The sequence below is a fragment of the Vibrio ziniensis genome, from assembly GCF_011064285.1.
GTDB classification, from domain to species: domain Bacteria; phylum Pseudomonadota; class Gammaproteobacteria; order Enterobacterales; family Vibrionaceae; genus Vibrio; species Vibrio ziniensis.
The window spans coordinates 1,909,696-1,930,714 of sequence record NZ_CP049331.1; the positions used below are offsets into that span (position 1 = coordinate 1,909,696).

The following is a 21,019-nucleotide window of genomic DNA, read 5'->3' on the forward strand; positions in this document are numbered from 1 at the left end:
AACTTATGACGTCAAGAGTTCCGTTTTATCTATCAGTATTTTTACTGATTGCGGCTGGGATTGCTTTAAGTGTACTCCGTCATCAAAACTATGGAGTACCATGGACCCCAGGAGAAACCCGCCAAATATGGGATATTGAGGCTAGGATAGAATTTAATGCGCTAGGTAAAGAAGCTAAGGTTTCCCTCGCAGCACCCCACACCCAAGACGGTTACACACTTATCGGCGAAACCGCCTCTTCTCCTGGCTACGGTGTATCCTATGTTAGTGACCAAGCAGGTCGACGCGCAGAGTGGTCAATCCGCCAAGCACAAGGTCCTCAAACCATTTACTACAAAACTCAGTTCTTAGTAGACCCTCAAGCAAAAGTCACCATGGTTCCACCGATGCAAGAAGTGGTAAAACCAACCTTTGAAGGCCCAGTAGAAACCGCAGCCATTGCATTGATTAATCGCGCGACCGAACGTTCTGCAGACGATATTTCATTCTCTCGCGAATTGATTAAAAACCTTAATGACTCCGAAAGCCAAAACGCATCGCTACTTACTAATAAAATGAGTAAAGTTGAAGCAGCGGAGAAATTGCTTTCTTTTGCACAAATTCCAAACAAAGTTGTCGGTGTTATTCATCTTGAAGATGGACGTCGTCGTCAGTCTATTCAACACATGAACCAAGTGTGGGACGGCAAAAAATGGGTGCTATTCAATCCAGAGACAGGAACGCAACCTACACATCCAAACCTTTTAGTTTGGGATGAATCAAACATTTCATTGCTTGATGTGGTTGGCGGCCGCAACAGCCAAGTCCATTTCAGCATGATCGCTCAAGAAGTTTCACCACAGCAAGCAACTAACAATAAAGTCGAAGCCGATGGCTTGTTGAACCTATCGATTCACAGCCTGCCGCTTGAAGAACAAGCCATGTTTAAAACTATCATGCTGATCCCAATCGGTGCTTTGATTGTGGTATTCCTTCGCGTGATCATTGGTTTAAAAACATCCGGCACATTTATGCCTGTTTTGATTGCGGTTGCATTCGTTCAAACACAATTAACTACCGGCATTGTTGGCTTCCTGCTTATTGTTGGTACAGGTTTAATCATCCGAAGTTACCTGTCGAAGCTTAACTTACTGTTGGTGGCGCGAATATCTGCCGTCATCATCGCAGTTATTTTGATTATTTCTATCTTTACTGTAGTTGCCTTCAAGATTGGCTTGACCGAAGGTTTAACTATCACATTCTTCCCGATGATCATCCTATCTTGGACAATCGAACGTATGTCTATTCTTTGGGAAGAAGAAGGTGCAAAAGAAGTCCTGCTACAAGGTGGAGGTTCACTACTAACAGCAGTATTGATTTACTTGGCAATGACCAACTCATATGTGCAGCACTTAACCTTTAACTTCATCGGTCTACAACTGGTCGTTTTAGCTATAATTTTGTTGCTAGGCACATACACAGGTTACCGCATCACCGAGTTGCGTCGATTTAAGCCTCTTGTAGACGGGGACTAATATGTTTTTGAATCTCTCCGAATACACATCGCCCTTTAAACTAAAGCGCAAAGGGATAATGGGAATGAACAAGCGTAACCACGCTTACATTGGTCGTTACAATGACCGTTCAAAATATCCATTAGTGGATGACAAGTTAAAAACTAAGCTTATTGCACAACAAGCTGGAGCGACAGTACCAAAGCTTATTGGTGTCGTCAGTAACCAAGGTGACGTTAAACACATCCATGAAATGGTGAAAGACTGGCAAGGCTTTGTTATCAAACCCGCTCGTGGGAGTGGTGGTAAAGGTATTCTGGTTATCACTTCACACAAAGATGGCGTGTATACCAAGCCTTCCGGTTCAACAATCAACAAAGAGGACGTTGAACGCCACGTCAGTAACGCGCTAGCTGGACTATTCTCTTTAGGTGGTAAAAACGACGTGGCTGTGGTGGAAAACCTGATTAAGTTTGATGACTGCTTTGACGGTTTTAGCTTCGAAGGTGTTCCAGATGTCCGTATCATCGTATTTAAAGGCTATCCTGTTATGGCGATGATGCGTCTTTCCACATCGGCATCCGATGGTAAAGCCAACCTACACCAAGGTGCGGTTGGCGTTGGTATTGATATCGCGACAGGTAAAGCTGTACGAGCCGTTCAATTCAACCGCCCGGTTACCCATCATCCGGACACAGGAAAAGAGCTCAAAACTCTTGAGGTTCCGCATTGGCAACGTTTGTTAACACTTGCAGCCAGTGCCTGGGAAATGACAGGATTGGGCTACATGGGCACAGATATGGTTCTTGATAAAGAAGAAGGACCTATGGTTTTAGAGCTCAACGCTCGACCAGGGCTTGCAATTCAGATAGCAAACGGAGCAGGTCTATTACCACGTTTGCAGCATATCGAGAACCTTGGCACTCCGATGATCTATCCTTCAGCAGAGCAACGTGTTGCCTACGCGGCAAAACACTTCGGTGTTAAATAAGCCTAACTTTAAGAGACAAAAGCCAGAGACGATTCTCTGGCTTTTTGCATTCTAGGATGGTATTAGTAATAAATAGTAACCCTTTAATCATATGAAAAGAGGCATAATAGCTAGCTTCGTGGTTGTAGACCTGACAACTCAATTGTGAAAAATCAGTCACAAATACTGTTCAAGCATCGTTTCTAAAAATTCAACATCAGCCTTAAAGAAGTCCTTCCTTGGGATCTCATTGAAAGCAAACCAATAGAAAGTTTGTTTACGCACAGGGTCGATCACTTGCGGTGTAACACCTGGCTGCGCGGCTAAAACGACATAATGAATGAAGCCACCAAATTCATTAATCAGAGAATGGCTTCCAATTAATTGGACGTCCCTTAGTCCAGTTTCTTCCCACAGTTCACGAATAGCAGCTTGCTCACCCGATTCCCCCATATCAACCGAACCACCAGGGAATTCAAATACCATTCCTATATTACGTCGAAATCTCTCCTGCAAAAGAACCTTTCCATCCCTAATGACAACCGCCATTGGTAAGTTTTTCAATCTTCAGTCCCTTTTCAAAATTTTATTGAAGGTATGCTCTTTTATGCGCTTGTAGCAACATAACTTAGAAAGAACAGACACTCTCCTTAGAAAAGGTTGTTGAGTGTCTATGTGATGCAACCATTTCCGGTCATCGACACCAGAGCAAGACCATCAGCATTGCCCTAGCTCGTAGTATTTTAATCCACGAGTCTAAATCAACATTTACCCCGCCAAGGTTAACTTCATTTGAGTCTGTCGACCATTCACGATAGAGTACATATTGTAATATCGTATACTATATAATGGAGATTAATTTGCATGGATGCTCAACAAAAGATTTCAATTGAAGAACTTAGAAAACTCTGCCGTGATGTTTTGGCTCACTATGGTTTCAGCCAGTTACATATCAATGCATTAACAGAAACACTTGTGACCGGGCAAATCAACGAATGTGCCTCTCATGGAGTATATCGGCTCTTAGGCCTTATTCACACGTTAAATGCTGGTAAAGTCAGCCCTGATGCGCATCCGATTGTATTCGACCATGCGCCTGCTATTGTAAAAGTGGATGCGCAGAAGACCTTTTCCCCAATCGCATTTCAGGCTGGCTTACCTCTTCTTACAGAAAAAGCGAAGATAAACGGTTTAGCCGCAATGGCGATTAATCATTGTGTGCATTTTTCTGCACTATGGTTCGAAATTGAACAAATCACTCAGCAGGGGCTAGTTGCAATTGCCTGTAATCCTTCACACGCCTGGGTTGCACCTGTGGGTGGGTCGAAGTCTATATTAGGTACGAATCCATTTGCCTTTGGCTGGCCAAGACCTGATAACGACCCATTCATTTTTGACTTTGCCACTTCTGCGATTGCACGTGGTGATATTGAACTACATCGACGTACCAATACCCCACTAAAGGAAGGCTGGGCAGTCGATGTCAAAGGTAACCCAACCACAGACCCAAATGAAGCTCTTACCGGTTCTATGTTACCTTTCGGTTCCCATAAAGGATCTGCGTTATCGATTATGATTGAACTGATAGCAGCATCGTTAATTGGTGACTTGAACAGTGCTGAGTCTTTGGCTTGGGATGAAAAAGCAGGTGGCTTACCCTATCACGGAGAGATCATCATCGCGTTTAATCCTCAGTCATTTTTAGGAGACCAAATGAGCGAGTATTTTAATCGTGCAGAACTCATGTTCGGAGATATTGAAGCGTCTGGTGCTCGTCTTCCTTCACAGCGCAGATATGCAGCGAAGAAAAAGAACCTCGCCAGTGGGATGGTTAGTATCGATCAGACGCTGTTGAAGGATATTCAAAACCTGCTTAGCTAAATTTTACAACTTGCGAAATAAAAAGGTCAGCCAGTACTATTGGCTGACCTTTTTAAACCATGCTTAACAATTAAATCGCAATTTCAGTCTGGATACCGTTAACCAAACGTCTCAACCCTAATGGGTTAGAGTTCTTTAGTGGCTCTGGCAAAACTTCATCAGGGTAATCCTGATAGCACACCGGACGTAAATAGCGTTCAATGGCTAATGTACCAACCGATGTTCCTCTGGAGTCGGATGTCGCCGGATACGGACCACCGTGAACCATAGCATCACACACTTCCACTCCCGTTGGATAACCATTAAGAATAATGCGACCAACTTTCTCTTCAAGCTGGGTAATCAAAATTGCGGAGGTTTTGAGATCTTCAGGTTCAGCTAATAACGTCCCCGTCAGTTGTCCTCTCAGCTTGCTAATTGCCAAAGTAAGTTGATCTTTATCTTCAACCTCAACAATGATGCTCAGAGGACCAAATACTTCTTCTTGAACTATCGCATCGCCTTCTGCCAATACCTTAAAGTCCGCTTTAAACAGCATTGCACTACCTGAGTTTGCTGATTCTCTGCCTTTTGCCAACAAAGTAACTGACGGATGTATTTCCAAACGTGCAACGCCCATCTCGTAGTTCTGCAGTACCCCGCTATTGAGCATGGTCTGGGCATCTTTTTCAGAGATTTGCTTTGCCAAATTCTCAATAAACAGGTCCAACTCTGGGGATTTTATAGCGAGAATCAAACCTGGCTGAGTACAAAATTGGCCACAACCTACAGTAATAGAATTGGCCAACTGAAGAGCAATCACATCACCACGCACATCAAGCGCATTGGGCAATACAACCACAGGGTTGATGCTGGACATTTCAGCAAATACAGGGATAGGCTCAGGACGTCGTGCTGCAAGATCACATATCGCACGACCAGCCCGAAGAGAACCGGTGAAACCTACAGCTTTAATAGCAGGATTTAAAACCAGTGCCTCACCAGTTTCGATTTCACCAAACACCATATTGAAAGTACCAGATGGCAATTGACAACGTTCAACCGCCTTACAAATAGCGCCAGCTACATACTCAGAGGTATATAAGTGACCGGGATGCGCTTTAACAACCACAGGACATCCAGCAGCCAGTGCAGAAGCTGTATCGCCACCAGCAACTGAAAATGCTAACGGAAAATTACTTGCGCCGAAAACAGCCACAGGTCCTAATCCAATGTTATAAGTACGCAAATCAGGTTTGGGCAAAGGAGCACGTTGTGGTTGAGCCGTGTCTATTCTTGCCCCATAAAAGTCACCTCGACGCAGAACCGTGGCAAACAAACGCATTTGATTGCTGGTGCGCAGTAACTCTCCCTGAATACGAGCCAGTGGTAATGCTGTTTCCTGTACTGCCACTTTTATAAATTCATCGCCTAGTGCTTCAAGTTCTTGCGCTATAACATCTAGAAACTCAGCACGTTTTTTAGAACTTATATTGCGAAATAACGGGTAAGCCTTCTGGGCAGCCTTAACGGCTGCCTCTACTTCAGATACTGAAGCAACAACAAAAGCCTGAGCTAAACGTTGCTTTGTCACTGCATCAACACTGTATAGCACGGTGCTATTCTCACCGACTCGCTTACCATCGATAAAATTTAAACCGATAATGTCTGGTGTCGTTGACATGCTCTCCACCTAATTGTGTATTTCAATTTTAAATGTAAATTCGTACTTGTGCGTTCCAGATTAATCAAGAACCAATTGTGAACGTGTTTCCATTGCTTTTTTCATGATTTCACGAACGTAAGCTTCGTCACTTTCAGGTAAAGGTAAACGTGGCGGACGAGTTAATGCACTACCACGACCAGCGATTTCTTCACATAACTTAATGCATTGAACTAGGTCAGGACGAGCATCAAGATGTAACAAAGGCATAAACCATTCATATATTTTACGCGCTTTTGCATACTCACCAGCCTTCGCTAAACGAAATAGCGCCTCCCCTTCCTGAGGGAAAACATTAGACATTCCAGAAATCCAGCCCACGGCACCAACAACAATACTTTCTAATACAACATCATCCAAGCCAGCAAATAGTACAAATCGGTCACCTACTTCGTTACGTACATCGATAAAACGGCGCGTATCACCTGAAGAGTCTTTAAAGCACACGATATTCTCACAGTCGGCCAAAGAGATGAGAATATCAGCAGTAACATCATTTTTATAAACTGGAGGGTTGTTATAAACCATCAATGGCAAGTCAATCGCATTTGCCACACCACGAAAATGCTGAGCAGTTTCAAATGGCTTAGAAGAGTACACAAGTGCAGGCATGAGCATAATTCCATCAACCCCAACCTTTTCCACGGCTTTAGCGATTTTTATCGCGGCTACCGTGGTAAACTCTGCCACACCAACAATAACAGGTACGCGCCCTTTTGCTGCGGCTACTGCCGTTTCTGCGACCTGAATTTTCTCTTCCAAACTGAGTGATGTATTTTCACCAACAGTGCCACACACAACCAGTCCTGAAACACCATCTTCAATCAAATTATTGATTACATTGAATGTTGCTTCAAAATCGATTGAAAAATCCGCGTTGAACTGTGTTGATACCGCAGGGAAAACCCCACTCCAATTGATTTTTTTAACCATTATTAACTCTCCAAACTTAATTTATATTGTATTTCGTATACTATTTGACTTAAAAAAATGCACATGTTCGTACTTCCGGCATGTGCCTAAACTCGATCTAAACCACTGATTTCAGGAACTGAATAGTTTCTGGTTTTTGCGGGTTATCTATTACCTCTTGTGGTGTGCCTATCTCATGAATTAAGCCTTTATGAAAAAAAGCAACTCGGTCAGATACTTCACGTGCAAAACCAATTTCATGTGTAACAAGAATCATGGTCATACCGTCTTCTGATAACATTCGCATAGTATCAAGTACTTCACCGACCAACTGAGGGTCCAGTGCTGATGTAGCCTCATCAAACAACATATAGTCAGGTGACATAGCTAAAGCACGAGCAATAGCCATACGTTGTTGCTGACCTCCAGAAAGCTGACTTGGGAACACATCTAATTTGTCGCCTAACCCAACATGAGTTAGCTGCTTTACTGCTTCTTTCTTAGCTTTACCAAATCCCCATTTCAGCACTTTTCTTGGTGCTAGCATTACGTTTTCTAACACTGTCATATGAGGGAATGCGTTCCACTGCTGGAACACTATGCCAATTCTTTCACGTAGACGGTTAAGGTCGCAATTAGGATCATTGACTTCGACGCCATCAACAACGATAGAACCTTGCTGAATTTTCTCCAGTCCATTAATACACATTAAAAGCGTAGATTTTCCTGAACCTGAGCCACCTATAATAGAGAGTACCTCGCCTTTCTTAACAGTCAGGTTCACCCCTTTTACGACGTGTAGATCACCGAAGGATTTATGTACGTTTCTAATTTCAATCATTTATCTGCCACCTTCTTTCAAATTTAACTCCGACTCGTGCAATCACTAAACTCATCACGTAATAAAATAGCCCAGCGACACACAACACCAATAAAGGCTCTTGAATGCGAGTAATGATCGATTGTGATGCTCGTAACAGCTCAATAACCCCTATCCACATGACGAGAGCTGAATCTTTCATCACCGACAGAGCCAAACTAACCCATCCAGGGAAAGAAATACGAGTCGCTAGTGGTAATACTATGTATAGCAACGTCTGCTTTTGAGTCATCCCCAAAGAACGAGATGCTTTAGATAGTCCTTCAGGCACAGACAATATCCCGCTACGAACAATTTCAGTGCAAAATGCAGCGGTATAAACGCCTAGTACTACAGCGGCGACCTGAAAGGCGTCATACGGCAAATTCGCAATGCTTTTAAATGAGTTAAATAATACAAACTGAATTAAAAGCGGTACGCTACGGAAAATATCTAGAAACCATCCCAGCGGAATCGTTCGTTTTGGATACATAGTACGCAGCAATCCAAAAACTATCCCAAAAGCGGTTCCAATCAACATTGCCCAAAAAGTAAGTTGCAACGTTAACCATGCGCCTTGCAGCATGTAACTCAGGTCGTTAGTTGAAAAACTTGTATCAAACATATCAACGCTCCTGATTAATATCTGAATAAACGCCAACCCGCTAAGCGAGTCAGACCCAGAATAAACTTGGTCATGAAATAGTAGAGAACGGCTGCAATGGCAAAGAACTCAAAGGTGCGATAAGTTCGTACATTATAGTCCTGTGTTACACCCGTTAAGTCAGTGTTTAAACCAACAACTACACCGAGTGACGTCATCAATAGAGCCCAAACCATCTGGTTAGTAATCGGGTAAAAAACGACGCGAAGTAACTGCGGTACGATGACATATACATATGCCTGAAATGCCCCCATACCAAGTGAACGTGCGGCACGGAATTGAGTATCAGGAACGGCTCTTAAACCACCACGGAATGTCTCCGTCAGATAACCCGCATTGTTAAAAGTAATACCGGCCAATAGTGCAAACCAAGAGCTCACAGTAATACCAAAAGAACCAAGTCCGAAGTAAAGGATATAAATTTGAAACAATGCTGGTGTATTACGGGCAAGAGATACCCATGTTGAAGCAATCGTTTTTAATGGCTTACTTTTGCTCTCTTGCATCACCATCAGTACCAGAGCAATTATCACTCCAAGTACCAGTGACAGAACGGCGACTTGCACTGTTACCCAGCATCCTGCCAGCATATCAGGCAACGCTTTGAACGCTGCTCTCCAATGGAAACTATAATCAAACATCTAATCATCCACTTTATTTGCTAAGAGTCGGTATACCAGCTCAAGCTGGTATACCTCGTTAAAATAGCTAGCTCAATTTTTGATTAGTAATACACACCGGACACATTAAGCGTTGGAGCCTGACCTTCACCAATCCATTTGGTGTAAAGTTCAGCGTAACGGCCACTGCGGTTTTGGCGGTTAATAAAAAGGTTAATATAGTTAAGTAAACCGTATTCAGAACGTTTTACCGCAATTGAAACAAAGTCTTCCATAAATGGAGAATCACCCGCCATTTTCAAACCTTTGTATTTACCAGAGTGAATTGTTGATGCCGCAACAGTACTAGTTACAACAGTAGCTTCAATATGACCTTGAGCCACAGCCAAAATAGTATCGTTCAGACTTTGGTAAGCCTTGTAGCTACCCTCACCCCATTTATCAACTTGCTCTTTTAGAGCAATACCTTCGTAAGTACCTGCAGTATTACCTACCGCTTTACCTTTCAGGTCTTCAAATGATTTAATACCCGCATCTTCACGAGTCAAAACCACATCCTTGAACACAAAGTATGGTATTGACATTGCTACAGTTTTTGCTCGTTCTAATGTGTCTGATGTTGAAGCCACAATCACATCAGCACGGCCGGATACTAAAGCAGGAATGCGATCCGGAAATGGCGTTTCAACAACCACAGGTTCCACTCCCAAAACTTTCGCCAAATCGCTACAGGTATCAACGTCAAACCCCGCTGGTTTATTGTTTTCATCCCGAAAGCCCATTGGAGGGAAATCAAGCGTTACGGCACAGCGTAATTTCCCTGAATCAATGATGTCATCAAGTTTGTCAGCGTGAGCATAGCTTGATGCCAACAATCCTGAAACTAATAGCCCTAAAATACTCCCTTTAGATATGGTCTTCATCGTGTCATCCTTTTCGATTGCTTAATGATATAACATATTTCGTATACGATCTTCACAATTAACTAAAGCATATAACATGCCAATCATTGATTAGATATAGCACACATTCTATCCAATAAATCATTAATTCCCTTTAAATACAACAAGATAAAAACAAGTCCTAAATAGAGTTGTGATAATTAGTTATTAACAACTAACACACTTTAATTGCTACAAAAAATATATCGCACCATTTTTAAGCAAAAAGAACAAAAAACACCCAGTTTTAGTGCAAAAGCACTAGCTGCCGATATCGTCTTGGCGGCATGCCTGTCATGTTCTTAAATTGCCTGCTAAATGCACTGTGATCGCTGTAACCACATTGGTGTGCGATATCAGTAATCGATAAGTTCCCACGCAGCAAAATCAGAGCACGTTTTATCCGTTCGTGTTGAATTAACTGGGTTGGAGTCAGTTGATAAATTTGTTTACACAGTCTTTCTAACTTGGCAATAGACATCCCACCAGCGACTGAGGTTAAGGCAGACAAGGCAATCTCTTCTGAACAATGACTGCGAATGTATTGCTCAACTTCCGCAATATTCTGATACTCAGGATGGGAAATTTTCATTGCTTCCAGATCACGGGAGATCCCGATTAGACCAATAGTATCGCCATGAATATCTTTTAAAGGTGCCTTAGACGTCAGGCACCAACCTGGCTCTCGGGCTGGGTAAAGATGAAGTTCTAGCTGTCGCTCTATTGGTAATCCCGTATTGAGGACTTGCCTATCCTGACTGGTGTAATCCGCCCCATAAACAGCAGGAAACACATCACTAGCAGTAAGACCAATAAGCTCTTCGCGGCTTCTACATCCACAACGCTGTACCAGAGTTTGATTAGCAAACTGATAACGGGCCTGATCATCTTTAATGAAAAATACTAGATTAGGCAGGTCATCAAATAGCTGACTAACCTGCCCTATAATGAAGAGTGTCTGTTGTAAATCAGTCACAACAGAATTGGCAATTGGCGCTAATATCGAGAGTTCTGATTTCATGCAAAGTATGATTTTTTACTGTACGATTAACGAGTTAAAGCAAAAAATATACCTACAAAAATATCATTTATCTCCGGAGCCAATTAAAGATAAAGTTTCGATTCGCGTAGGAGTAAAAGGAGGTCTCGGTACTGGTGGCTGCCATTTAAATAAAGTTTGTGCAGCTCCCGAACAGATGCGCCCTTGACAAGCTCCCATACCACATCGGGTCGCTACTTTTGCCTCGCGCCAGTTAGCATACTGCTTAACACGCTCAAAAGTAACGTCTTCACATCGACATACCAAGGTATTGTCTTTCGCTAACTGCAGTAAACTAGAGCCTAGCTCGAAAGTCTTTTTGAGCAAATCAGCAAATGCCTGCCATTTTGCCTGCTGTTTCAGCAACGCATTAGCTGGCTTAGGATTCCCAGAGGCATGGTATCCGGCAATCTGACCTTCTAATAATGCGAGCTCGCTACCACCGATGCCTGTTACTTCCCCAACGGCATAATAATCTTTCGCCGATGTTCTCTGAAAGCTATCTGTCACGACGCAGCCTTGATTTACTTCACAGCCAAGAGCTAGAGGAAGTTCAATGTTCGGCATTAAGCCGAATCCGCAAGCCACACGATCACACTCAATATGCCTTATACGACCGGCTTTATTTATAGCGACTTCGAAACCCTTATTACTCTGACTTACTGATTGAATATAACTGCTTGTCCAGTAACGTTTAGGTATCAAAGAAATACTCTGTATCGCCTTTATAGGCCAGCGCACCAAATTAACACTGAATTTAGCCACAGATTTCATTGATGCTTGCTCAACTATTGCAACGACATGGGCTCCAGCTTTTCGAGCTGAATCTGCAGCAGCAAGTAATAGTGGTCCACTACCTGCAATCACAATGCGCTGCCCTTTAACTGGTAACCCTCCTTTTATCAAGGACTGCAACCCGCCAGCCCCCGTAATACCCGGAAGTTCCCAACCGGGATATGGAAGAAATAGTTCTCTCGCTCCTGTCGCCAGAATTAACTTATCAAACGATACCACTTTCGCACTATCCGGAGACTCAAGAAGAACCTGTTTATCCTGAGGAAACATCACAACTTTAGTCTGTGAACTAACCGTAACAAACTTCGATTCAAAGACACCGTTGATCCATTTATGAGCAACTACAGGTAGCTGTGAAAACACTCGATGACGCCATATCTGCCCACCGGGTAACGGGTTATCATCAACCACTAACACCGAACATTTGGCTTCACTGGCACTCATCGCGGCAGCAAGACCTCCCGGGCCGGCACCGATAATAACAATGTCATAATGCTGCATCATTCACCCCCGACTCTACTACTGAAAGTAGATATGCTCATGCCATCACTACAGGGAGTCTGGCATGCTAATCGTCGAACACCATCAATCATTACCCGGCATTCCTGACAAATACCCATTCCGCAGACAGGAGCTCGTCTTTGCCCACTAACTGAATCTCTGCTGCTCCCATCACCAACAGTTGCTAATGCTGCAGCAACAGACATAGGTTCATCTAACACGAACGCTTTTCCATCAACATTGAATTTCATGCTAATGCTCCTTGTTCCTTCTCTGGCTGCGTAAAGGAAAGATAACGACAGGGATCAAATGCCGCAGAGGCGAATGGCAATGACTCATTAAGAATCTGGCTCACCAACAAACGAGCAGTTCCAGGTGCAGCTGTAATTCCTAACCCTTCATGTCCTAATGCTAGCCAGACATTACTCAAAGTAGGGTGTCTACCTATTAATGGTTGACCGTCAGGAGTCGCGGCACGAAATCCTGTCCAAGAACGGATAATATTCATCGAAGCTAAGTCAGGAACAAAATGCAAAGCCCTTCGCATTAGCTGTCCCAGAATCTCACTTTCTACCGTGTAGTCCTGATTATCAAACTGTCGGGTAGCGCCGATAAATAGTTGCCCTGTAGGGCGAGGTTGAATATTGCAAACAACTGAGCTGCCTTGAGCCTGATGAGCACTGCTGATATATCCCAGCTCAACTAACGTATGTTTAATCGAATGGTCATAACGATCTGTAATTGCGACATGGCCTTTTTTTCCAAGCAATGGAATTTCCGGTAATAACTCTGGAGCCTGTAAACCGTTAGCTAAGATAACAATAGGTGCGAGATAACGTCTACCTTCACTATCTCGCACACCGTGTTCATCGATATGTGTAATTTTGGCCTGGTGTAATTGGATGGATTGTTTTTGCTGAGCCAGCAGCCAATCTGCCACAACAGGCGCATAAACTATTCCATCTCCGGGGATACGTAACGCTCCGTGAATCTGCTTAGTCAGCATTGGCTCTATTCGCAAAGTCTCTGAAGCAGAAAGCAGTTGTGTTTCAATACCAGCAGATAGCAAACGCTCGCCTTTCACTTTTGCGAATGCCAACTCCTCTTCAGTTTCGGCAAGCCACAATGTTCCGTTACTTTGATATGCAGCACCAGCAGGAAGTTGTTCCCCCCACTTTCGCCACTGTGTTAATGAATCCTGACTTAGTGCAAGTTCTGCCTCATTATCATCTAAAATTAGCAAGTGCCCCATTCCTGCGGCTGTTGCTCCTCTTAATCCTGCATCAATGATACTCACTTTCAATCCTCGGGAAGCAAGTTCGTAAGCACATGCCGCACCGATAATTCCTGCGCCTACAATGAGCACATCTGCTTTTTCATTCGATGACAACATTACAGGGCAATCCCCCAGCAGAACGGGTCATTGTCATCAAGAATCAGTCTGTTATAACCCGATATATAAGCTTGGCCTTTTATCGTCGGTATGATGGCGTTGCCATCACGCGATATGTCCCAAACGTATGAGGCTTCAAACTGACTGCCAATGATACTTGCCTGATGCCATATAACATCCGGTGCCAGTTTTTCGCGGGCAGCTAAACAGGCAAGTTTAGCACTGGTTCCGGTTCCACAAGGAGAGCGGTCATAAGCTTTACCAGGACAGAGTACAAAACTTCGGCTATCTGCCACATCATCATGAGCAAATAATTCAATATGATCGATTTCAGCACCATCCGCTCCGGTAACTCCATTTTCAGTCAGTGCCTGACGAATACGCCATGATACATCCGTTAACTGTTCAATATTGGAGGTAACCACTTCACACGGAGCATTCTCGACCAAAAAGAACCAGTTACCACCCCACGCAATGTCACCTTCAACGGATCCCACATTTGGGACCTCAACAGTAACAGACTGCTTATAGCAGTATGCAGGTACGTTTTTAATGCTGACTTTCCCTGAAGCATCAAGCGTAGCTTCAACAACACCAACTGGCGTTTCAATACGATGTACTCCTGGAGCAATCTTACCTAGGTAAGCAAGAGATGCGACTACACCAATGGTGCCGTGCCCACACATGGATAAATAACCCGTGTTGTTAAAGAAGATAACGCCAACCGTCGATTCCGGGTCAACAGGTTCGCACAATAATGCGCCAACAAGCACATCACTGCCACGAGGCTCGTTAATTACCGCTTGGCGATACTTGTCGAAATCACGACGTAAAATAGTTAGACGTTCGGCCATAGAGCCATTTCCGAGATCAGGGAAACCTCGGATAACTGTGCGAGTGGGCTCTCCACCAGTGTGAGAGTCAATAACTTCGATTTCTTCCATGATAGATACCTGCCTATTCCGTTAGGGTATAAATAGGTTAACCAAGTATTAATCCAGTGACTTGAACGAAATCGGAAGCAATTGTGACGATTTCAGCACAATTTTAATGTGCTGAATTCAAAGAAAAGTCGTTATCTAGGTAGATACTCGTATAAATCCTGACTAACACCATCAATATGATGGCGCATAAATTTCACTGCTTTTTTAACATCTTTACTACGGCAGATATCAAGAAGTTGTCGGTGCTCTTGATTAGCTCGTTCTTTACCTTGTGCAATAGTCATTTGCAAACGAAGGTGACGTTCCAATTTATCATAAAGCGAGCGGATCATATCGAGCATAATTGGGCGTTGTGCTGGTTGATACAAGCAATTATGAAACAGCCAGTTATGTTCAGACCAGCGGCCAACATCTTCTTCATTTTCAAAACCTGCACAAATTTCTTCAGCCCGTTTTAACGTTGCTTCATCCATATTAGGAATAGCAAGACGAAGAATTTCGCACTCAAGCATGACACGAATTTCAAAAATTTGAGCCAGTTCCAGTTCTGAAATCTGTGCAACCACTGCACCACGATTTCGCTGGAATAGAACAAGCCCTTCCGCCTCGAGGCGCTTTAAAGCTTCACGCACAGGAATTTTGCTGACATTAAATGCCTTTGCAACCTCATCCTGGCGAATCGGAGCATTTTCGTTTATTTTCCCAGTAACAATCGCTTCTCGTAAATATTTAGCGATAACTTCCGAAGTTGAAGGCGTTGCCCCAAGATTAGGCTGTTTGTTATCGAACATAGACACCTCTGACTCACAGTCTCATTACAACCATGTATATCGTATAATATATCACTTAAATATAGTGTAGATGAAGGGGTGATTTTAATAAGAATCAAAAAGCAAAGTGAATACCTCAGCGGTCAAAAGTGTTTCAAACGTATTTTGGAGTCATACAAAATAATAATTAGTATATTGCAGCTCTGATAAAACTGATGCCCCATCAAATCATTCATCCAGCCATACAACAAAACGATTCACCCAATAAATGCCCGACTTGATACGAAAAAGCCCCACTTTTTCCTAATGTTGTCTCAGTAGTTTTTAGATCCGTTGGTTTACGACTCCTCGATTTCCACCCCATTTACTCAGGTTCGCTATAAAACGAACAGTCCATAGTTTTTAGCAAAACCATAATAGTTTTCCGCAACTCTTCCCTCTCAAGACTCATAGACTGCTAAGGGTGAAATTTGGAATTTATGATCAACGTATTATGTCGATCAATTTAAGGAACTTTCTCACTATTTAAAGTGGATTAATGCTCGCTTGATAATAAACGAGGTAACAGGATGTTAGATAAAATGAATTTGATTGGTGCTGATCTGACAACAAAATCAGCAGATGAACTCTGGCAGATGATTTCATCATTTTACATGATAGATGAACCCACTCTACTCAAAGAGCTATTGCCATTTGCAACTCCCTCAGAAGAAGAAAAAAGCGAAATTAAACGCGAAGCAACCAGCCTAATTGAAGATATACGCGCAGACAAAAAAGCCGTTCAGATGATAGATGCTTTGCTCCTCGAATACAGTCTCGACACACAAGAAGGTGTTTTGCTGATGTGTCTGGCTGAAGCATTGATGCGTATCCCCGACTCTGCAACCGCAGATGCGCTTATTCGCGACAAACTCACTGTTGCCGACTGGAAATCTCACTTAAAAGGCTCCAACTCTGTATTCGTTAATGCGTCTACATGGGGATTAATGCTCACTGGTTCAGTGTGTAAACTAGATTCAGCCAATTCATCCAACCCAGCAAACGCTATATCACGTTTAGTTAATAAGCTATCTGAACCGGTCATTCGTCAGGCAATGAATCAAGCTATGGCGATTCTTGGTAAGCAATTCGTATTAGGGCGCACGATTAAAGAAGCGAATAAGAACGGTGAATTTAAACGTAAACAAGGCTATCAACACTCTTTTGATATGTTGGGCGAAGCCGCTCTAACCGCTGCAGATGCGAAAAAATATGCCGATGACTACATGTCAGCGATAGAAACTTTAGGCTCCTCAAGCAACTTATCGAACGCAAGTATTCCATCTATTTCAATGAAACTTTCAGCGCTACACCCTCGTTACAACGTCGCAAATGAAGACAGAGTCATGGATGAACTATTTAATACCATGCTTATTCTGGCAAAGCGCGCACGCGAACTCAATGTTCCGATTACCATTGATGCGGAAGAGATGGATCGCCTAGAGCTTTCGCTGAAACTGTTCGAAAAACTCTTCTGTCATCCGGTCATTAAAGGCTGGGGACAATTTGGTTTGGTGGTTCAGACTTATTCAAAACGAGCTCTGCCTGTATTCGCTTGGTTAAATCAGCTAGCAGAAAAACAGGGGGATATAATTCCCGTTCGTCTTGTAAAAGGTGCTTACTGGGATAGCGAGGTTAAATGGTCTCAACAAGCTGGTTATGATAGCTACCCAGTGTTTACAAGAAAAGAAGCAACGGATGTCTCTTATCTTGCGTGTGCACGCTTTGTTTTAAGTACAGAAGTAAACAAAAACCTTTTCCCACAATTTGCCAGCCATAATGCACAAACTGTTACTTCAATTGCAGTTATGGGTAAAGAAAGTCGTTACGAGTTTCAACGTCTTCACGGAATGGGAGAGGCACTCTATAACCACGTCATGGCTAAATACACTCCTAATGTACGTATCTATGCACCCGTCGGAAGCCATAAAGATTTACTCCCTTATCTGGTTCGCAGGCTATTAGAAAACGGTGCAAATAGTTCATTCGTACACCGTTTAGTTGATGCTCGTTGCCCGGTAGAGCTGTTAACTCAACACCCAGTTGAACAACTACTTAGTAAAGAATCTCTGGACAATAAAGCCATTCCACTGCCACCAGCTATCTATCCGAACAGAAAGAACTCCTCCGGTATCAACATTGATATTGAAAGTGAAAGCAAACCGTTTGAACAACAGGTTGAAGCCTTTATGGACAAATCATGGACAGCTGCACCGGTAATCAACGGAAGATCTTTGTTTGATGAGTTAGAGAGTGAAGGTGTTGAAGCGCTTAATATAACTGCACCGTACGATAGAAATATCAGTATAGGTAAAGCTATTTACGCTCAGCCACATAATATTGAGCTCGCCTTTGAATCAGCACAGGCGGCGTTTGATAGTTGGAATCAGGCCCCATACAGAGAACGAGCAGCATGTATCAGTAAATTGGCGGATCTGCTTGAATCTAACTTGGCAGAATTTGTCGCGCTGTGTCATAAAGAAGCAGGTAAAACGATTCATGACGCTATTGATGAAGTTCGTGAGGCCATTGACTTCTGCCACTACTACGCTAAACAAGATCATATATTTGAGCCTGTCATTTCTAATGGGTTTGATGGCAAACCTATGGTGTCAACTCGTCAGGGACGAGGTGTATTTGTCTGCATTAGCCCATGGAACTTCCCACTAGCAATATTTATCGGTCCGATTGCAGCAGCACTCGCGGCTGGTAATACTGTAATAGCAAAACCGGCTGAACAAACCAGTATGATTGCAACTAAGGCAGCGGAGTTAATGGCACAAGCAGGTTTCCCAACTGGCGTATTCCAGCTTTTACTAGGCACTGGATCCGAGCTAGGTAACGTGCTTACTTCGCACCCGGCAGTTTCCGGTGTTGCTTTTACAGGTTCAACTCAGACAGCAATGAAAATCAACCAGTCACTTAGCGCCCGTAATTGTGAACCCGTGCCTTTAATCGCAGAAACTGGCGGCCTGAATGCCATGATTGTCGACAGCACTTCACTTCCTGAGCAAGTTGTTCGTGATACTCTTAAATCAGCATTTTCATCAGCAGGGCAACGTTGCTCAGCATTGAGAATACTATGTGTTCAGGAAGACATTGCAGATCAAATTATAGAAGTGCTTTCTGGAGCGATGGATCAATTAGTCGTCGGCTTGCCATATATACATAAGACTGATGTCGGTCCAGTTATCGATGCTAAAGCCAAAGATAAACTGCTGACTCATATCTACAACATGACCACAAGCCACAAGCTTGTTAAGCAGTTGACACTGGATGATGTATGTAAAAATGGTGATTTCGTTGCGCCGTGTGCGTTTGAGATCCCTTCTGTTTCTTATTTAAAAGAGGAACAATTTGGTCCGATTCTTCATATCGTACGTTTTAAATCATCTCAACTACCAAAACTGGTAGAAGAGATTAACGCGACCGGATACGGGTTAACTCTGGGTATCCACAGCCGTAATGAAACCACATATCGTTGGATTGAAAAACACGCCAAAACAGGTAACACATACATTAACCGCGATCAGGTTGGTGCTGTCGTGGGTGTTCAGCCTTTCGGTGGACAGGGTTTATCAGGAACAGGACCTAAAGCAGGTGGTCCGAATTATCTCTATCGATTCACTCAGGTTAACAACACGGAGGTTGTACTATGAGCCAACAAATACCTATGTTTGATGCAGCAAAAAAAGCGTTTGAGGATTGGTATCTGTCCGAGCCACAAGCACGCTGTCTCGTACTAGAAACGTTGAAGAAAAAAGTTCCATCTGAATTGGTGACAGCCTATGACTATCAGCTATCATTTGGCAAACAAATCGTTGAGAATTGCCAGTCGCTGATCAGCCCGACGGGTGAAACTAATGATCTATACATTCAGGGGCGCGGTGTTGCTGTTCTTCTTATTGATTCAGCAGATAAAAGCTCTCGTCAGGCAACAATAGCCATGTTGGTTTCAATGTTGATCGCAGGCAACAGCGTTGTCGCCTGTACAGATGATAAAGAGTTAACAAAGTTATTCTCCAATCTGGCTGAGAACTCAGAGATGCCAGCAAATCTGTTACAAGTATGCAGCCGTGATAACTACTCTGCTTTGATACATCAGGATATTCGCAACTTTGCTCTTATTGGCAACTCGCAGACGGCTATTGAGATAAACAAGGAACTGGCAGCCAAACCTAACGCGATTACTTCGCTGGTGTCAGAAACAGATTTAATTACTTTGCCAAATTCGAAAGATCCGATGCTGACATTAAGGTTCGCTACAGAAAGAGTTCGCACTATTAATATCACTGCTATTGGTGGTAACGCGATGTTGATGGAATTGGGGAGCGACAAACACTAATCGTGTCCACCGAATAGGACAAAACCTATAAACCTGCGTGCCATAAATGGCTCGCAGGCATTTTCGCCATGAGGGGAAGGCTAATGCTAGCTATAGCGCTTTTTATACTGAGACGGAGAGATACCTTCTAGTTTTGTGAAAGCATGTGTAAAGGCGCTCTGTCCTGAAAAGCCTGTTATATCTGAAACATAGTTAAGGTTAAAAGTATTGTTTTCAATAAGTCTCTTCGCGTATTCAACCCTCTTTGCCAACACGTACTGATGTGGTGTAACACCAGTCTGCTTTTTGAACTGGTTGAAAAACTGGCTTTCACTTAAAAATACACTGCCGGCTAACTGATTTACTGAGATTCTGTTTTGGATGTGTTTTTCAATATAACTATCAACCACATCTAGATCCAACCGCCCTATCCTGCTGTATGTCTGAAACGGGCAAATATGCTTGAGAAGAAGCGCAATAATCGTATGGCTGCAGGCCTGAGCCAACAATAAATCATCAGGACTGGTGTGAACCTCCTCTCCCAGCATTTGAATAAGCTGAATGGTTTTAGAGCTCATGCCGAAATAGCAGTCAGATTCAGATAATTGGTACATCTGATTGATAGCGGGATAACTACTCTGCGAATCTCTGGTCACATTCAGTACCAGTATCTCTGAAGGTTTATCAATACCACCAAAGACATGGGTTGAATCCGGCGAAACAACACAACCCTGACCTGGCTCTATGCGATTACCAACGCCACTGACATCAAACTCGACACTACCCTTTAAGCCAATAACGACCTGCATGTAATTATGAGCGTGACCCGCGATCTCAGTAGAAAGAGTAATATGTTCTGCGGGTTTGGGGGCGGGTTTAAAGCAAGGCTCTATCTGCTGTCCATAAATCACTAATCAGTTCCCCTTTCCTTAGGGCATTTTCGTTCAGTTTGGTGCGAGATCACCAAAAATGTGCATTAAAAATCCCATGCAATAAATAACGGAAGAAACATAACACACTCAACATATTGATTTATAATAAATAACCACAATTAACCAGGTGTATTTTGCTCAATTTAGTTACGCACCTAAAATCGTGGCATCAAGATTAGTGCCAGCAGTTTTATTCAACCAGAGTCAATATAATCTAATAATCAATACGTTCGAATATTA

19 protein-coding genes are annotated in these 21,019 nt (G+C 43.1%); 5 read left to right on the plus strand and 14 right to left on the minus strand.

The genetic code is table 11. From position 1 onward, the window contains the following. Nucleotides 1-5 precede the first annotated feature (5 nt). Nucleotides 6-1,514, plus strand: coding sequence for an inactive transglutaminase family protein (locus G5S32_RS08725; protein ID WP_165311652.1), 1,509 nt, complete (start codon nucleotides 6-8; stop codon nucleotides 1,512-1,514). A gap of 1 nt (nucleotide 1,515) precedes the next feature. Then, nucleotides 1,516-2,484: an alpha-L-glutamate ligase-like protein gene (locus G5S32_RS08730; RefSeq protein WP_165311653.1), complete on the plus strand. Its 969-nt coding sequence runs from the start codon at nucleotides 1,516-1,518 to the stop codon at nucleotides 2,482-2,484. Nucleotides 2,485-2,640: 156 nt separating this feature from the next. On the opposite strand, the gene G5S32_RS08735 is transcribed toward G5S32_RS08730, so the two are convergent. Beyond that, nucleotides 2,641-3,027, minus strand: coding sequence for an NUDIX hydrolase (locus G5S32_RS08735; RefSeq protein ID WP_165311654.1), 387 nt, complete (start codon nucleotides 3,025-3,027; stop codon nucleotides 2,641-2,643). Between the two features lie 300 nt (nucleotides 3,028-3,327). Between G5S32_RS08735 and G5S32_RS08740 the strand changes: the two genes are divergently transcribed. Beyond that, nucleotides 3,328-4,344, plus strand: coding sequence for an Ldh family oxidoreductase (locus tag G5S32_RS08740; protein ID WP_165311655.1), 1,017 nt, complete (start codon nucleotides 3,328-3,330; stop codon nucleotides 4,342-4,344). Nucleotides 4,345-4,414: 70 nt separating this feature from the next. On the opposite strand, the gene G5S32_RS08745 is transcribed toward G5S32_RS08740, so the two are convergent. From G5S32_RS08745 to G5S32_RS08800, 12 genes are all read right to left on the minus strand, one after another. Further along, nucleotides 4,415-6,007 carry an aldehyde dehydrogenase (NADP(+)) gene (locus G5S32_RS08745; RefSeq protein ID WP_165311656.1) on the minus strand — a complete coding sequence of 531 codons (1,593 nt, stop codon included), beginning with the start codon at nucleotides 6,005-6,007 and terminating at the stop codon, nucleotides 4,415-4,417. A gap of 60 nt (nucleotides 6,008-6,067) precedes the next feature. Beyond that, a complete protein-coding gene (locus tag G5S32_RS08750; protein WP_165311657.1) occupies nucleotides 6,068-6,979 on the minus strand; it encodes a dihydrodipicolinate synthase family protein in 912 nt (303 codons plus the stop codon). Between the two features lie 97 nt (nucleotides 6,980-7,076). Beyond that, entirely contained in the window at nucleotides 7,077-7,799 is a 723-nt protein-coding gene (locus tag G5S32_RS08755; protein ID WP_165311658.1) for an amino acid ABC transporter ATP-binding protein, read from the minus strand. Further along, nucleotides 7,792-8,442 carry an amino acid ABC transporter permease gene (locus tag G5S32_RS08760; protein WP_165311659.1) on the minus strand — a complete coding sequence of 217 codons (651 nt, stop codon included), beginning with the start codon at nucleotides 8,440-8,442 and terminating at the stop codon, nucleotides 7,792-7,794. Before G5S32_RS08760 ends, G5S32_RS08755 begins: the two co-directional genes overlap by 8 nt. A 14-nt stretch (nucleotides 8,443-8,456) precedes the next feature. Then, complete coding sequence (locus G5S32_RS08765; RefSeq protein WP_165311660.1) at nucleotides 8,457-9,122, minus strand: amino acid ABC transporter permease; 666 nt, start codon at nucleotides 9,120-9,122, stop codon at nucleotides 8,457-8,459. Nucleotides 9,123-9,205: 83 nt separating this feature from the next. Then, complete coding sequence (locus G5S32_RS08770; RefSeq protein WP_165311661.1) at nucleotides 9,206-10,024, minus strand: ABC transporter substrate-binding protein; 819 nt, start codon at nucleotides 10,022-10,024, stop codon at nucleotides 9,206-9,208. A 265-nt stretch (nucleotides 10,025-10,289) separates the two neighbouring features. Continuing rightward, complete coding sequence (locus G5S32_RS08775) at nucleotides 10,290-11,063, minus strand: AraC family transcriptional regulator (RefSeq protein ID WP_165311662.1); 774 nt, start codon at nucleotides 11,061-11,063, stop codon at nucleotides 10,290-10,292. A gap of 63 nt (nucleotides 11,064-11,126) precedes the next feature. Further along, nucleotides 11,127-12,380, minus strand: coding sequence for an NAD(P)/FAD-dependent oxidoreductase (locus G5S32_RS08780; protein ID WP_165311663.1), 1,254 nt, complete (start codon nucleotides 12,378-12,380; stop codon nucleotides 11,127-11,129). Then, a complete protein-coding gene (locus G5S32_RS08785; protein WP_165311664.1) occupies nucleotides 12,377-12,628 on the minus strand; it encodes a 2Fe-2S iron-sulfur cluster-binding protein in 252 nt (83 codons plus the stop codon). The genes G5S32_RS08780 and G5S32_RS08785 overlap by 4 nt, the downstream gene beginning before the upstream one ends. Further along, the gene (locus G5S32_RS08790) at nucleotides 12,625-13,770 is read right to left on the minus strand and encodes an NAD(P)/FAD-dependent oxidoreductase (RefSeq protein ID WP_165311665.1); all 1,146 of its coding nucleotides are present in this window, start codon (nucleotides 13,768-13,770) and stop codon (nucleotides 12,625-12,627) included. Before G5S32_RS08790 ends, G5S32_RS08785 begins: the two co-directional genes overlap by 4 nt. Then, a complete protein-coding gene (locus G5S32_RS08795) occupies nucleotides 13,770-14,714 on the minus strand; it encodes a 4-hydroxyproline epimerase (protein WP_165311666.1) in 945 nt (314 codons plus the stop codon). Before G5S32_RS08795 ends, G5S32_RS08790 begins: the two co-directional genes overlap by 1 nt. Nucleotides 14,715-14,845: 131 nt before the next feature. Further along, a complete protein-coding gene (locus tag G5S32_RS08800) occupies nucleotides 14,846-15,505 on the minus strand; it encodes a GntR family transcriptional regulator (protein ID WP_165311667.1) in 660 nt (219 codons plus the stop codon). Between the two features lie 548 nt (nucleotides 15,506-16,053). On the opposite strand from G5S32_RS08800, the gene putA reads away from it, so the two are divergent. Both putA and G5S32_RS08810 read left to right on the plus strand, forming a co-directional pair. Then, nucleotides 16,054-19,182 carry a bifunctional proline dehydrogenase/L-glutamate gamma-semialdehyde dehydrogenase PutA gene (gene putA / locus G5S32_RS08805; protein WP_165311668.1) on the plus strand — a complete coding sequence of 1,043 codons (3,129 nt, stop codon included), beginning with the start codon at nucleotides 16,054-16,056 and terminating at the stop codon, nucleotides 19,180-19,182. Then, nucleotides 19,179-19,868, plus strand: a complete 690-nt coding sequence (locus tag G5S32_RS08810; protein ID WP_165311669.1) for a 1-pyrroline-5-carboxylate dehydrogenase — start codon at nucleotides 19,179-19,181, stop codon at nucleotides 19,866-19,868. Before putA ends, G5S32_RS08810 begins: the two co-directional genes overlap by 4 nt. A gap of 86 nt (nucleotides 19,869-19,954) precedes the next feature. Here the strand turns inward: G5S32_RS08810 and G5S32_RS08815 are convergent, their stop codons facing one another. Then, the gene (locus G5S32_RS08815) at nucleotides 19,955-20,758 is read right to left on the minus strand and encodes an AraC family transcriptional regulator (protein WP_246201002.1); all 804 of its coding nucleotides are present in this window, start codon (nucleotides 20,756-20,758) and stop codon (nucleotides 19,955-19,957) included. Between the last annotated feature and the right edge of the window lie 261 nt (nucleotides 20,759-21,019).

What these genes read in the sequence shown, in the direction of transcription:
- G5S32_RS08725 (WP_165311652.1), top strand. Translation starts at nt 6, where the DNA reads ATGACGTCAAGAGTTCCGTTTTATCTATCAGTATTTTTACTGATTGCG.
- G5S32_RS08730 (WP_165311653.1), top strand. Translation starts at nt 1,516, where the DNA reads ATGTTTTTGAATCTCTCCGAATACACATCGCCCTTTAAACTAAAGCGC.
- G5S32_RS08740 (WP_165311655.1), top strand. Translation starts at nt 3,328, where the DNA reads ATGGATGCTCAACAAAAGATTTCAATTGAAGAACTTAGAAAACTCTGC.
- G5S32_RS08745 (WP_165311656.1), bottom strand. Translation starts at nt 6,007, where the DNA reads ATGTCAACGACACCAGACATTATCGGTTTAAATTTTATCGATGGTAAG.
- G5S32_RS08750 (WP_165311657.1), bottom strand. Translation starts at nt 6,979, where the DNA reads ATGGTTAAAAAAATCAATTGGAGTGGGGTTTTCCCTGCGGTATCAACA.
- G5S32_RS08755 (WP_165311658.1), bottom strand. Translation starts at nt 7,799, where the DNA reads ATGATTGAAATTAGAAACGTACATAAATCCTTCGGTGATCTACACGTC.
- G5S32_RS08760 (WP_165311659.1), bottom strand. Translation starts at nt 8,442, where the DNA reads ATGTTTGATACAAGTTTTTCAACTAACGACCTGAGTTACATGCTGCAA.
- G5S32_RS08765 (WP_165311660.1), bottom strand. Translation starts at nt 9,122, where the DNA reads ATGTTTGATTATAGTTTCCATTGGAGAGCAGCGTTCAAAGCGTTGCCT.
- G5S32_RS08770 (WP_165311661.1), bottom strand. Translation starts at nt 10,024, where the DNA reads ATGAAGACCATATCTAAAGGGAGTATTTTAGGGCTATTAGTTTCAGGA.
- G5S32_RS08775 (WP_165311662.1), bottom strand. Translation starts at nt 11,063, where the DNA reads ATGAAATCAGAACTCTCGATATTAGCGCCAATTGCCAATTCTGTTGTG.
- G5S32_RS08780 (WP_165311663.1), bottom strand. Translation starts at nt 12,380, where the DNA reads ATGATGCAGCATTATGACATTGTTATTATCGGTGCCGGCCCGGGAGGT.
- G5S32_RS08785 (WP_165311664.1), bottom strand. Translation starts at nt 12,628, where the DNA reads ATGAAATTCAATGTTGATGGAAAAGCGTTCGTGTTAGATGAACCTATG.
- G5S32_RS08790 (WP_165311665.1), bottom strand. Translation starts at nt 13,770, where the DNA reads ATGTTGTCATCGAATGAAAAAGCAGATGTGCTCATTGTAGGCGCAGGA.
- G5S32_RS08795 (WP_165311666.1), bottom strand. Translation starts at nt 14,714, where the DNA reads ATGGAAGAAATCGAAGTTATTGACTCTCACACTGGTGGAGAGCCCACT.
- G5S32_RS08800 (WP_165311667.1), bottom strand. Translation starts at nt 15,505, where the DNA reads ATGTTCGATAACAAACAGCCTAATCTTGGGGCAACGCCTTCAACTTCG.
- putA (WP_165311668.1), top strand. Translation starts at nt 16,054, where the DNA reads ATGTTAGATAAAATGAATTTGATTGGTGCTGATCTGACAACAAAATCA.
- G5S32_RS08810 (WP_165311669.1), top strand. Translation starts at nt 19,179, where the DNA reads ATGAGCCAACAAATACCTATGTTTGATGCAGCAAAAAAAGCGTTTGAG.